Origin of the sequence: Sabulibacter ruber (assembly GCF_017355955.1) — a bacterium.
Taxonomy (GTDB): Bacteria; Bacteroidota; Bacteroidia; order Cytophagales; family Hymenobacteraceae; genus Nibribacter; species Nibribacter ruber_A.
Genome location: NZ_JAFFID010000001.1, coordinates 381637 through 394148, shown reverse-complemented (window position 1 = coordinate 394148; position 12512 = coordinate 381637). Strand labels below are relative to the sequence as shown.

Sequence of the window (12512 nt, the reverse complement as noted above, 5' to 3'; positions counted from 1 at the left end):
AAAAACAGAGAAGCCGGTCAAGTTCATTGACCGGCTTCTCTGTTTTTGTGCCTATTTATAGAAAACAGACGAAAATCAATTCACCGCAAAGCGTTTTTCTTTCCAGAGCACCGCGTCATCTTCTATTTCATCGGCGTACGCCTCGTAGCTTTCTTTAGCCTTGCTTTCTTTGGCTTTTTTACCTAGTCTTTGGGCTTTCTTGTTGAGCTCCAACGCTTCTGAATACTCGTTTTTCTGCGCCAATAAACGGGCTTTGAGCCAGGTATTGTAAAAGTTCTCCCCAATACCAATGGACTTATCTACCCACTGTAAAGCCAGTTCATGGTCTGAGTTTTGCATTAGGAGGTAATTCACGGCTTGGGCGTAAACTGTCCAATCGGTGGGTTTGGCCATGGAAAGCGAGTCTTTGATGAGGTTCAAGGTTTCCTTATGCGTCTCAACTCTGATAGGCACCACCAGTTGCTTGTTGGCCCAGGTTAAAGTCAATCGGCCTATATTGGTGGAAATGTCTTTTACTGAGTACTCCAGGGTTTCATGGAAGGGAGCGGGTTGCGGACTGAAAGGGATGCGCACCTGGTCTTGTTTCGGGTCATAGCCATCGGTGCCCCAAAGGCCTTTCTGCTTGCTTAAAATGAGGGTCCAGTTTGTAGAGTCTACTGGTAAGACATACAAGGTATAGGTTCCGGCCGGAATGGTCTCCTGGGAGATACGAACTTCTGTACTGAATTTAATGGTTGTCGCTTCATTGGCTCCGGCGCGCCACACCTGCCCGTAAGGAACCAGCTTTCCCCAAACCTCCCGGTTCTTAACTCCTGGAGCGCCATAGTTTATGTTGACTTCCGTTACTCCAATGGTGTACGTTAAGTTAGCCCTGGGACTAGGCTGAGGCAATTTCAGCATGGTTTGGGCAAAAGCAGAAGCGGAACAGAGGAGAAGAAAAACAGCAACTATGTATTTAGTCATTTTTAAAACAATGTGTTTTTAGGAAGTACAGTATAAACTAAAACAGCCCCAAGCAGAAAAAAACATGCCAATGATTTTGGCTTATTTTGCTAATATATTGTAAAAAACAAATATCGTGCTTTTTTTAGAATTAATCAAGTCAAAAAAACAGCAGGGATGTTGATTGTTTTTCAAGGGAACGCACTACCTTTGGTTTACATTATGAGCAGCACCTACAAAAATATCTCCCTTTCTAACGCCGCTTCTGCGGTACATGGGGTGCATTGCCATCACTTCCATCATTCCTCTTAGGAGGAATAAAATCATCATATCGCCCGTACTGGGGCTGGGCCCCATTTAGCCGTCGCTTTACTCAGAGATAAGCGATGCAGCCACTATCTTTGTTCCCGATTTCACGCTTCGCAAAGCAATTATTTAAAAATATGATCCGGTTAGCCATTCAAAAATCCGGGCGCCTTTCAGATGATTCCTTAAAACTCATCCGGGAGTGCGGCATCTCTTTCATCAGTGCTTCTTCCAAACTCAAAACCGAAGCCACCAATTTCCCCCTAGAAATCCTGTTCTTGCGCGACGACGACATTCCCGGCTACGTAGCCGACGGCGTGGCCGACATTGGCATTGTGGGTCAGAACGTGCTGGTAGAGGAAGGTCTGCAGGATTTATCTGTGAAGAACCTGGGCTTCAGCAAGTGCCGTCTTTCTTTGGCGGTATCCAAAGGAGACACGTACACCGATGTTACTTCTTTACAGGGCAAGAACATTGCGACTTCTTACCCCAACCTGCTACAGGAATTTTTAACCTCGAAAGGGGTGCAAGCCGACATCCATACTATCAGCGGCTCCGTGGAAATTGCTCCCAGCATTGGCCTGGCGGATGCGGTGTGTGACATTGTAAGTTCCGGCTCCACGCTTATCAGCAACGGTCTTCGCGAAGTGGAAACCGTTTTCAAATCAGAAGCAGTTTTAATTGCCAACAAGAACCTGGATGCTGATAAGAACCGGCTGTTGCAGCAGTTGTTGTTCAGAATGGAAGCGGTTCAGAAAGCGCAGAAATCTAAGTACGTGGTTTTGAACGCACCTAACTCAGCTATTCCGCAGATCAAGCCATTGTTGCCAGGCATCAAATCGCCTACCATCATTCCGTTAGCGGAAGAAGGCTGGAGCTCGCTGCACTCGGTTGTGAACGAAGATGATTTCTGGGACATCATCCAGAAACTGAAAGAAGCCGGTGCCGAGGGTATTTTGGTGGTTCCTATCGAAAAGATGATTGGGTAAGTATGAAAACCTATCTATATCCTAAACAAGAGGAATGGGCAGCCTTAACCCAGCGACCAGTTCAAAAGCTGGATGAATTAAGGGCCGGCGTGCAACAGACCTTTGATCTGGTTCAGCAACGTGGCGATGCGGCTCTGATAGAATTAGCAGCCAAATTCGACAAAGCTACGCTGCAAAGTGTATGGGTAACCGAAGAGGAAGTTGCCGCTGCCATTCCGCAAGTTTCAGAAGAACTGAAAGAAGCTATTGAGTTAGCTTACAATAACATAAAGCGTTTCCATGAAGCGCAGCGTGAACCAGTACAACAGGTGGAGACCATGGCAGGAGTTACCTGCTGGAGGAAATCTGTGGGAATTCAGAAGGTAGGTTTGTACATCCCAGGAGGTTCAGCACCTTTGTTCTCTACGCTGCTTATGCTGGGTGTTCCCGCCCAGATTGCCGGTTGCCGCGAAATCATTCTTTCTACTCCGCCTAGTGCAGACGGTTCTATTAACGCTACCATTCTCTATACCGCTAACAGACTTGGCATTAAACGCATCCTGAAAGCAGGTGGGGCGCAGGCAATTGCTGCTATGGCTTTCGGGACGGAGACTGTTCCGGCTGTAGATAAGATTTTCGGTCCGGGTAACCAGTACGTAACCGCAGCCAAGCAAATGGTGACGCAAATAGGAGTAGCCATTGATATGCCGGCAGGTCCATCAGAAGTATTGGTCATTGCAGATGATTCTGCGGATGCAGACTTCGTAGCTGCCGACTTACTTTCACAGGCAGAACACGGCCCCGACTCACAGGTTGTTTTTGTTACGAATTCCGAAAATCAGCTCAAAAACGTACAGGCTGCCGTAGCAGACCAGGTAGCAAAACTACCACGGCAGACAGTTGCTGAACAAGCGCTGAATAACAGTATTGGTGTGGTAGTAAGCACGCTGGAAGAAGCGTTAGCTTTCTCTAACCTGTATGCTCCTGAGCACCTAATCCTTTCTGTGGATGCACCTGAAGTACTGGCTGAAGAAGTAACCCAAGCTGGTTCTGTCTTCATGGGCCACTTTAGCCCGGAATCGGTAGGAGACTATGCTTCAGGAACTAACCATACGTTACCTACCAACGGGTATGCCCGCAACTATAGCGGTGTTTCTCTGGATAGCTTCGTGAAGAAGATTACGTTTCAGCAACTGACTCGTGAGGGATTAGAGCGCATTGGCCCTGCCGTAGAAATAATGGCAGAAGCAGAAGGGTTACATGCCCATAAAAATGCAGTGACCATTAGACTAGCCAAGAAATAACAATACTGATTACCTGAACTAACAAACATGTTTTCAATAGATAATTTCATTCGTCCGCACCTGAAGTCACTGAAGCCTTATTCATCGGCACGTGATGAGTTTGAAGGCGAAGCCAGCGTCTATCTGGACGCAAACGAAAATAACCTGGGAAGTCTGGCAGGAGGCGTAGATTATAACCGCTACCCAGACCCTTACCAGAAAACCATCAAAGAAAAGCTGTCGAAGCTGAAAGGGGTAAGACCTGAGCAAATTTTCATTGGCAACGGTTCAGACGAAGCCATTGACCTGCTGATGCGCTTGGTATGCGAGCCAGGCCGTGACGAGGTGTTGCTGTTGCCTCCAACCTACGGCATGTACGAGGTAAGCGCTAACATCCACAACATAGGCATTCAGCGGGTACCGCTAGATGAGCGTTTTCAGCCTGTTTTTGAGAAAATAGCCGAAAAACAAACCGAGCGTACCAAAATTCTTTTCCTGTGCTCACCTAATAACCCAACCGGAAATATTCTGGAGCCTGCCACGGTAGAGAAGCTCATCCGTTCTTTTAGTGGTTTGGTAGTAGTAGATGAAGCATACATTGACTTCACCGATTCACCTAGCTGGATTACCCGTTTAGACGAGTTCCCGAACCTGATGGTGATGCAGACGCTTTCTAAAGCCTGGGGAATGGCCGGCCTTCGTTTAGGAATGGCTTTCGCTTCGCCGGAAATTATTGGCTACCTGAACAAGATTAAGCCTCCTTACAACATCAACGTGGTCACGCAGGAACTGGTAAGTGCTGCTTTAGATAAAACTGCACAACTAGAGGATATGCTGCAAGTTATTATCAAGGAGCGTATTCGATTGATGGATGCTTTTGCAGCACTTCCGCTTATTGAAAAGGTGTACCCGTCAGATGCCAATTTTGTGCTGGTACAGGTACCGAACGCGAATGAACTGTATGCCTACTTGCTAGAGCGTGGCGTAGTAGTTCGTAACCGTTCTACTCAACCGGGTTGTGCGAATTGCCTGCGCATTACCATTGGCACACCTGCCGAAAACGATAATCTTTTAGAATCACTGAACGCTTATTCTGCTCAAGAAGCCACTCTGTAAACCATGAAAAAAGTTTTATTCATAGACCGCGACGGTACCATTCTTCTTGAACCACCTACCGATTATCAGGTAGACTCATTTGAGAAGTTCTCTTTCTACCCGAAGGTCATCCGTAACCTTTACAAGATATTTACAGAGCTGGATTACGAATTCGTGATGGTCACCAACCAGGACGGACTAGGCACAGATTCTTACCCTGAAGATACGTTCTGGCCTTACCAGAACAAGATGCTGGAAATTCTGGAAGGCGAGGGCATTAAGTTCTCTCACATCCACATTGACCGCAGCTTTGAACACGAGAACAGTCCTAACCGCAAGCCACGCCTAGGCATGATGGGCCAGTACTTAACTGGTGAATATGACCTTGCCAACTCTTACGTAATTGGTGACCGCCTTACTGATGTGCAGATGGCAAAAAACCTCGGTTCTAAAAGCATCTTGTTACAAGACGTAGCCAATGAAGATGCTTCCTTCATCAGCACAGATTGGGACGAGATATACAACTTCTTGCGTTTGCCAGCCCGTACCGCTACTATTCAGCGGAACACTAATGAAACGCAAATCAGCGTGGAGATAAACCTGGACGGCGAAGGTAAATCAGATATGCAGACGGGTGTTGGCTTCTTTGACCATATGCTGGACCAATTGGCTCGCCATTCAGGCGTTGACATGCGCATTCATGTGAAAGGCGATTTGCACATTGATGAGCACCATACTATTGAAGATACTGCTTTAGCTTTAGGGGAAGCCTTCGCACAAGCCATTGGCGACAAACGCGGCATTAACCGTTACGGCTTCCTGTTACCAATGGATGATGCCCTGGTACACGCTGCTATTGACTTCTCTGGTCGCCCATGGTTGGTGTGGGATGCTAAGTTTTCTCGTGAGAAAGTAGGAGACATGCCAACCGAGATGTTCATGCACTTCTTCAAATCCTTCTCAGACACGTCAAAGTCTAACCTGAATATAAAGGCTGAAGGCGAGAATGAGCACCACAAAATTGAGGCTATCTTCAAAGCCGTGGCCAAAGCTATTAAGATGGCGTTAGTGCGTGACGTGAATAAGATGGAGATTCCAAGCACCAAAGGCGTTCTATAATGAAAATCGTCATAGTAGATTATAAAGCAGGTAACGTGCAGAGCGTGCTCTTCGCCTTGGAGCGACTAGGCGCACAAGCAACCGTTACCTCTAATGCCGAAGAGATCCAATCTGCGGATAAGGTAATTTTCCCGGGTGTGGGCGAAGCTTCTTCAGCGATGCGTGCGTTGAAAGAAAATAACCTGGATCTGCTGTTGCCTACGCTTACGCAACCATTCCTGGGTGTTTGCCTGGGAATGCAGTTGTTGTGCCAGCACTCTGAAGAAGGTGATACCGAGATGCTCGGAATCATTCCGGTGCCGGTGAAAAAATTTGAGGCAGCGGTGAAAGTGCCGCACATGGGTTGGAACAATTTGCATCACCTAAAGAGCAATTTATTCACTGGAATTAAGGAAGATGAGTACGCTTACTTCGTGCATAGCTTTTATGCTCCGGTAACAGAGCATACCATTGCGCAGAGCTCGTACCCAGAGCCTTTCAGTGCCGCCCTGCAGTACAAAAACTTCTACGCGGTTCAGTTTCATACTGAGAAAAGTGGTCCTGCGGGAGCACACATTCTTCAGAACTTCTTAAATCTCTAAGCCATGGACATTATTCCGGCTATTGACCTTATTGGCGGACAATGCGTTCGCCTCACCGAAGGTGATTTTTCGCAGCAGACTACGTACCACACAGACCCGGTTGAAGTAGCAAAACAATTTGAAGGCCTTGGCCTGCGCCGACTGCACCTGGTAGACTTAGATGGCGCTCGTGCCAAACAACCAGTGAACCTTCCGGTGTTGGAGCGCATCGCCAGCCAAACCAAACTGCATATAGATTACGGCGGAGGTCTGCAAAGCTCTGAAGCCATCCGTCAGGCGTTTGATGCCGGTGCAAAGCAAATCACCGCTGGTAGCATTGCGGTACGCGAGCCACAAACCGTAGAAGCCTGGCTGCAGGAGTATGGTGCTGACCGTATCATTGTAGGCGCTGACTTCAAAGACAACCGCATTGCCATCAATGCTTGGGCGGAGCAAAGTGAATTAACACTGGAATCGTTTTTAGCCTCTTTTGCCGAAAAGGGCGGAAAAACGTTCATCTGCACCGATGTAAGCAAAGACGGCAAACTGCAAGGTTCTTCTATTGAGGTTTACCAGCGTTTACTGGAGCAGTTTCCTACGCTACAGTTCATCGCTAGCGGCGGCGTAACTACTATTGAAGAAGTACGTCAACTCCGCGAAGCTGGTCTGCATGGTGCTATCATCGGCAAAGCCATCTATGAAGGCACCATTTCCCTGGAAGATCTGGCGAAAGAAGTTATCTAGTTAACAAGGTTTGCTGGCGCGAGCGTCCCGCTCGTGTCCCCACGCATTACTGACTAGTGATTCACTGAGACGCAAAAGAGCATCAGGTCTGCATACGGACACGAGCCGGAGGCTCGCGCCAGCGGAAAAAATGATTTAAACAAGTAAGATGTTCAGACTTGACTCTGAAGTCCAGCATCTAACATCTAAATACTAGCATCTACAAATGCTCACAAAAAGAATTATCCCTTGCCTGGATATCAAGAACGGACGAACTGTAAAGGGCGTACGGTTTGAAAATATCCGCGATGCCGGTGACCCGGTGGAACTGGCAGCTTTGTACGCGAAACAGGGCGCTGATGAACTGGTGTTTCTGGACATTACTGCTACCAACGAGAAACGCAAAACCCTGCGTGAATTGGTGCGCGAGATAGCCCGTTATATAGATATTCCATTTACTGTTGGTGGTGGTATAAGTGCTGTGGAAGACGTGGAAGTACTGTTGCAGAACGGCGCCGATAAAGTATCAGTGAACTCCTCGGCCATCCACCGACCGGAACTGATTACTGAACTGGCGAGCCGTTTCGGGAGCCAATGCGTGACCGTGGCCATTGACACCAAAAGCACCCCAGAAGGCTGGAAAGTCTTCAGTAAAGCAGGTACGGTAGATACCGGACTTTGGGCGCTGGACTGGGCCAAGGAAGTGGTAGATCGTGGCGCCGGAGAGATCCTGCTTACCTCCATGAGCAACGACGGCACCAAGAACGGCTTCGCGCTGGATATTACGGGCGAGATTTCCCGCAACGTGATAGTTCCGGTCATTGCCTCAGGCGGAGCCGGGAATGAGCAACACTTCTTAGATGTATTTGAAGCCGGTGCTGATGCCGCATTGGCCGCCAGTATATTCCACTTCCAGGAGGTACCGTTACTCGGCTTGAAGAAGTTCTTGGCGGAGAATAAGATTGATATAAGATGTTAGAGCCAAACCTCACAGGTTAAAAAAACTGTGAGGTTTTCCTTTACTGACACAATCTGTTTTTGACTTGTTTCTCTAAAACCATGTCAAAAACAGAAACATCTCAAAAGCAGACAAAGGTTAAAAACATGACCATAGATTTCAACAAAGGAGAGGGGCTGGTACCCGCCATCATCCAGAATGCCGCTACCGGTAAAGTATTGATGCTGGGCTACATGAATGAAGAAGCCTTTCAGCAAACTCAATCTACAAGCTTGGTAACCTTCTTCTCCCGCTCCAAGAACCGCCTCTGGACCAAAGGCGAAACATCGGGCAATACGCTCAAGGTGGTGAAGATAGAACTGGACTGCGACCAGGACACCCTTCTGATATTGGTGGACCCAACCGGACCAGCCTGTCATCGCAACACTGAGACCTGCTTTGATGTGGAAGGCGACAGAGACTCTTATCATCTGAGAAGCTTCCAGAACTTCACGCCAACCGAACAAGCGTTGCAGTTCATCGCTCAACTGGAGCAAACCATTAAGGACCGTAGAAAGAACCCTATTGAAGGCTCCTATACCAATCACCTGTTCAACAAAGGCCTGAACAAAATGGCCCAGAAAGTAGGGGAAGAAGCTGTAGAAGTGGTCATTGATGCAGTAGCCGGAAACACAGAACCGATGAAAGGCGAAGCAGCTGACTTGATCTTCCACTTACTGGTGCTGTTAGAAGCAAGTGGGCTCTCTCTGGCAGAAGTAGTGCAGGTTCTGGAAAGCCGTCATAAGCCTAGGGAGTAAGGTTAATATTAATTGAAGTGAAATGACTTTTAACGCTACCATTCTCATCGTCCCGGGTTTGGGGAATTCAGGTGACCAGCACTGGCAATCGCTTTGGGAAAAGCAGTTTGAATTTTCCAGGGTGCAGCAGCTGGATTGGGAAACTCCAGATTGTGCTGATTGGGTAGAGACCTTGGAGACCGCTGTAAACCAGCATAATCCAGAAAACCTCATCCTGGTGGCACATAGCCTAGCCTGTATCACCATTGCGTTTTGGGCCGCAAAATACCAAAAGAGGATCAAAGGAGCCCTTTTGGTAGCGCCTAGTGACACAGAAGCTGCTTCTTTTCCGGAGGGAACCACCGGATTCACGCCCATTCCTTTGCTAAAACTGCCATTTCCTTCTGTGGTGGTGGCCAGCGACAACGATCCTTACATGGAACTAGGTCGGGCAGAATACCTGGCAAGCCAGTGGGGCAGCAGCTTCCTGAATATCGGAGCGGGGGGCCATATCAACGTAGCCGCAGGATTCGGAGAGTGGCCCCAAGGCTTGGAGCCTCTCCAGCAACTTGACTCAGGAGTAGAATTCAAATGATTTAGTTCTTTAGGTTAATAGAAATTACTCAAATTACCAGGTTGATTATGACACCCTTTGATACCCTCCTCCAGCAAATTGCTTTCATTCACGAGATAGACAAACTCAAATACATCATCCGCAAAACTCGCCTCTTCAACAGCGACCGGCACGAAAACGACGCGGAGCACAGTTGGCACCTGGCCATGATGGCGATGGTGCTGGCAGAGCATGCCAATGAACCGGTGGATGTACTCAAAGTCCTGAAGATGCTGCTGGTGCACGACCTGGTGGAAATAGACGCCGGTGATACCTTTTTGTTTGATACCGTACTCAACCACACCAATACTGAGGCAGAGCGGAAAGCCGCCGAAAGGCTGTTCGGGTTACTGCCCGAGCAGCAGGCAAAAGAACTCATCACCGTGTGGGAAGAGTTTGAAGCCGGAGAAACCCCCGAGGCCAGATTCGCCAAATCCATTGACCGTTTAGAGCCAATCCTGCAAAACGTCTCTAACCAGGGTGGCACCTGGATGGAATTTAACGTTCCTTATAACAAGGTCCTTGAGAAAACCCTAATAATAAAGCAGGGTTCTACCGCCTTATTTGATTTCGCCAAAACCTTGATTGATACCTCCGTTGAGAAAGGGATATTGAAAAAGGAAGCCTCTGAAGCATAATGTTTTCCCTCTGATTCACCTTTAATTCTGATTAAACCAGACAAATATCCGTTCCTGCTATCGGGATGCTTTCACAAATTCTTGGATGGCATTAGTCACTGTATCAGGTGCTTCCTCCTGTACAAAGTGCCCTGTCTCTAGGTTTACAACCTTAGATAACGGAAGCGTTTCCTGCCACTTCTCCAAAAAGGAGGCGGGAATCAGTTTGTCCTGTTTGCCCCAGATAATGAGAGTAGGGTCATCCAGAAGCAAGTCTCTTTGATGGTAAAGACCTTGGAAGAAGGCTGTTTCGCCAGCCAGGGCCTTCGCAAAGTGCCAGGTGCCTATTCTTTCTTTTCTTTTTTGGAAAGGACCCAGGTACTGCTGGTGAATCGGTTTGGTGAGGGTCTCCTTTTTATAAAAGGCTTTCGGGAGGAGAAACCGGGGAGAGAAGTTCAGGTTCACGTACAGGAACTTGCCAAAGCCACTGCCAAACAACCTGCTGCCTTGCATCATAGGCTTCACCTCCGTGAGCGGCCACATCCAGGAATTCAGCACTACTAACCGGGCTACTTTTTCGGGGTTCTTCATGACCCAGCCCAGTCCAATGGGCCCACCAAAGTCATGCACCACCAACGTGACCTTATCCAGCCCCAAATGATTTACCAGAAATTGCAAGTTGGAGCTATGATCTTCCAAGGAATAAGAGAAGTCTCTTGGTTTGGAGGAAAGGCCAAAGCCGAGATGATCCAGAGCGATGCACCGGTAATTTCTGGAGAGTTCCTTTACCTGATTTCGCCAGAGAAAAGACCAGGTGGGTGTACCATGCACAAACAGGAGAGGCTCGCCCTGGCCCTCGTCTATGTAATGTAAATGTCCGTTGGGTATGGGCAAATAATTATGTTTAAAAGGGTACTCATCTCGGTTAAGCCATGCTGGTGTTTCCATAAGATGAAAAATTTAAGAGGCCAGGTGATTTTTAAGTTGCACAATGTAGCGGATCATCACATCCTGTAATGGATAGTTGGGGAGCATGAGGTAATGCTGGGCAATGCCGTCAATGGTGGCAAACATCAATACGGCTTCGGCAGAAGGAGAGGTGGAGCCAGCCGCTGCCAGGTTCTGGGTGAGCAACTGCAACACCAGTTGGTTTTCCTGTTCTACTTCCTTTTCCAGTTCTTTCAAAATTTCAGACTGTAAACGGAGGCTGTGGTAGAGCCGCCAGAAATTCTTGTTTTGCTCCAGCACCTGGAAGGTAGTCCTGATGTGGTGCTCCAGGTACCCGAAAGGAGTGAGGCCCTCCGGTTTTTCAAATGATTTCAGAATATCTTCCCTGCCTTTCACCAGAATTGCTTTGAGCAGTTCGTCTTTGCTTTTATAATAATTATAAAGAAGCCCCAGGGAAATGCCTGCGCTCTCCGCAATCTGCCGGATGGAGGTCCGGTCGTACCCTTGTTCGGCGAACAAAGCCATGGCCGTATCAATGATGTTTTGCGCACTCGCTTCACGCTGTAATACTCTCTTTGACATATGAGTGAACGTTTGTTCAATTTCTAAATGAATGAACACTTGTTCAATGTATAAATTAGAAAGATAAAAGCAAAATTAAACTCCCGTTTTAAGTCTCTTTTACAAAAAGAAGCTTAAAACGGGAGCGAAGAATATTCTGGAATAATTGAAAGTTATAGCTTGTTGATGCGGCTATAGAATTTAGACTGGTAAGAACCGCCAATGGGAATGTACTTGTCCTGCATCAGCACGGAGTCGTCTTCAATCAATTCAATCTTTTTCAGGTTGATGATGAACGAACGGTGGATGCGCAGGAACTGGTCAGAAGGCAGTTTCTGGTCAATGGCGCTCATGGTGGTGTACACAATGTGCTTTTTGTTATCAGTGTTGATCACCACATAATCACCTCGGGCCTCAATAAAGGAGATGCTGTTCAGGTTCAGCTTGATGATCTTGTTGTCTACCTTCACAAACAATTCATCTGGCTGCGCGGCGGCTTGGGCGGCAACCGGAACCTGGTGGCCATTCACGCCTTCCAGTTTCTTGGTAGCATTGAGCACGGCTTGCGTGAAACGGGTAAAATCAACCGGTTTGAGCAGGTAATCGGCTACCTGCAATTCAAAGGCCTGGATGGCGAAATCCTTATGGGAAGTGATGAGAATGGTCAACGGCTTATGAGGCAGAGTGCGCAGCAGCTCCAGACCCGTCATCTCAGGCATTTCCACATCCAGAAACAGGAGGTCTACGCCATCGTTCTTCAATAGCCAGGCCAGCCCTTCCACACTGGAGCTGAACGTCTGAACCAACTCTAACGAAGGAGTAGATTTGATATGACGCTCCAGAATCATCCGGCTCAGTTCATCATCGTCTATAATTATTGCGCGAAAGGGGGTTTCCTTTTTCAAAGGCTTCACATTTGAATTTAACAATCCACTAGGCTCTCTAGCCCCAAAGATATTAATCTAAACTTCTTTTTCTGTATTGATACCGCCTAAATTTATAAAAGATACGCTCCTCATCAAAATAGAAATATTTAAGTAACA

General features: G+C 47.6%; 14 protein-coding genes. 10 read left to right on the top strand and 4 right to left on the bottom strand.

Translation table 11 applies throughout. From position 1 onward, the window contains the following. Positions 1-75: 75 nt before the first annotated feature. The gene (locus tag JT719_RS01680; RefSeq protein ID WP_207430446.1) at positions 76-900 is read right to left on the bottom strand and encodes a DUF2911 domain-containing protein; all 825 of its coding nucleotides are present in this window, start codon (positions 898-900) and stop codon (positions 76-78) included. Between the two features lie 485 nt (positions 901-1385). Between JT719_RS01680 and hisG the strand changes: the two genes are divergently transcribed. The 10 genes from hisG (at position 1386) to JT719_RS01630 (ending at position 9981) form a co-directional block, all read left to right on the top strand. Continuing rightward, the gene (gene hisG / locus JT719_RS01675) at positions 1386-2237 is read left to right on the top strand and encodes an ATP phosphoribosyltransferase (protein ID WP_207430445.1); all 852 of its coding nucleotides are present in this window, start codon (positions 1386-1388) and stop codon (positions 2235-2237) included. 2 nt (positions 2238-2239) lie between these two features. Then, a complete protein-coding gene (gene hisD, locus JT719_RS01670; RefSeq protein ID WP_207430444.1) occupies positions 2240-3520 on the top strand; it encodes a histidinol dehydrogenase in 1281 nt (426 codons plus the stop codon). 27 nt (positions 3521-3547) lie between these two features. Then, a complete protein-coding gene (gene hisC, locus JT719_RS01665; RefSeq protein WP_207430443.1) occupies positions 3548-4615 on the top strand; it encodes a histidinol-phosphate transaminase in 1068 nt (355 codons plus the stop codon). Between the two features lie 3 nt (positions 4616-4618). Continuing rightward, on the top strand, positions 4619-5713 hold the full coding sequence (gene hisB / locus JT719_RS01660) for a bifunctional histidinol-phosphatase/imidazoleglycerol-phosphate dehydratase HisB (protein ID WP_207430442.1): 1095 nt from the start codon (positions 4619-4621) through the stop codon (positions 5711-5713). After that, a complete protein-coding gene (gene hisH, locus JT719_RS01655; protein WP_207430441.1) occupies positions 5713-6294 on the top strand; it encodes an imidazole glycerol phosphate synthase subunit HisH in 582 nt (193 codons plus the stop codon). Before hisB ends, hisH begins: the two co-directional genes overlap by 1 nt. Positions 6295-6297: 3 nt before the next feature. Then, on the top strand, positions 6298-7017 hold the full coding sequence (gene hisA / locus JT719_RS01650; protein WP_207430440.1) for a 1-(5-phosphoribosyl)-5-[(5-phosphoribosylamino)methylideneamino]imidazole-4-carboxamide isomerase: 720 nt from the start codon (positions 6298-6300) through the stop codon (positions 7015-7017). A gap of 205 nt (positions 7018-7222) precedes the next feature. Further along, positions 7223-7975, top strand: a complete 753-nt coding sequence (gene hisF, locus JT719_RS01645) for an imidazole glycerol phosphate synthase subunit HisF (RefSeq protein ID WP_207430439.1) — start codon at positions 7223-7225, stop codon at positions 7973-7975. Positions 7976-8100: 125 nt separating this feature from the next. After that, entirely contained in the window at positions 8101-8751 is a 651-nt protein-coding gene (hisIE, locus tag JT719_RS01640; RefSeq protein ID WP_242693043.1) for a bifunctional phosphoribosyl-AMP cyclohydrolase/phosphoribosyl-ATP diphosphatase HisIE, read from the top strand. 22 nt (positions 8752-8773) lie between these two features. Beyond that, a complete protein-coding gene (locus JT719_RS01635) occupies positions 8774-9325 on the top strand; it encodes an RBBP9/YdeN family alpha/beta hydrolase (RefSeq protein ID WP_207430436.1) in 552 nt (183 codons plus the stop codon). Positions 9326-9372: 47 nt separating this feature from the next. Further along, a complete protein-coding gene (locus JT719_RS01630; protein ID WP_207430434.1) occupies positions 9373-9981 on the top strand; it encodes an HD domain-containing protein in 609 nt (202 codons plus the stop codon). A 57-nt stretch (positions 9982-10038) separates the two neighbouring features. On the opposite strand, the gene JT719_RS01625 is transcribed toward JT719_RS01630, so the two are convergent. The 3 genes from JT719_RS01625 to JT719_RS01615 form a co-directional block, all read right to left on the bottom strand. After that, a complete protein-coding gene (locus JT719_RS01625; RefSeq protein ID WP_207430432.1) occupies positions 10039-10908 on the bottom strand; it encodes an alpha/beta fold hydrolase in 870 nt (289 codons plus the stop codon). A 12-nt stretch (positions 10909-10920) separates the two neighbouring features. Continuing rightward, complete coding sequence (locus tag JT719_RS01620) at positions 10921-11490, bottom strand: TetR/AcrR family transcriptional regulator (protein WP_207430430.1); 570 nt, start codon at positions 11488-11490, stop codon at positions 10921-10923. 152 nt (positions 11491-11642) lie between these two features. Then, positions 11643-12374, bottom strand: coding sequence for a LytR/AlgR family response regulator transcription factor (locus JT719_RS01615; protein WP_207430428.1), 732 nt, complete (start codon positions 12372-12374; stop codon positions 11643-11645). Positions 12375-12512: the final 138 nt, after the last annotated feature.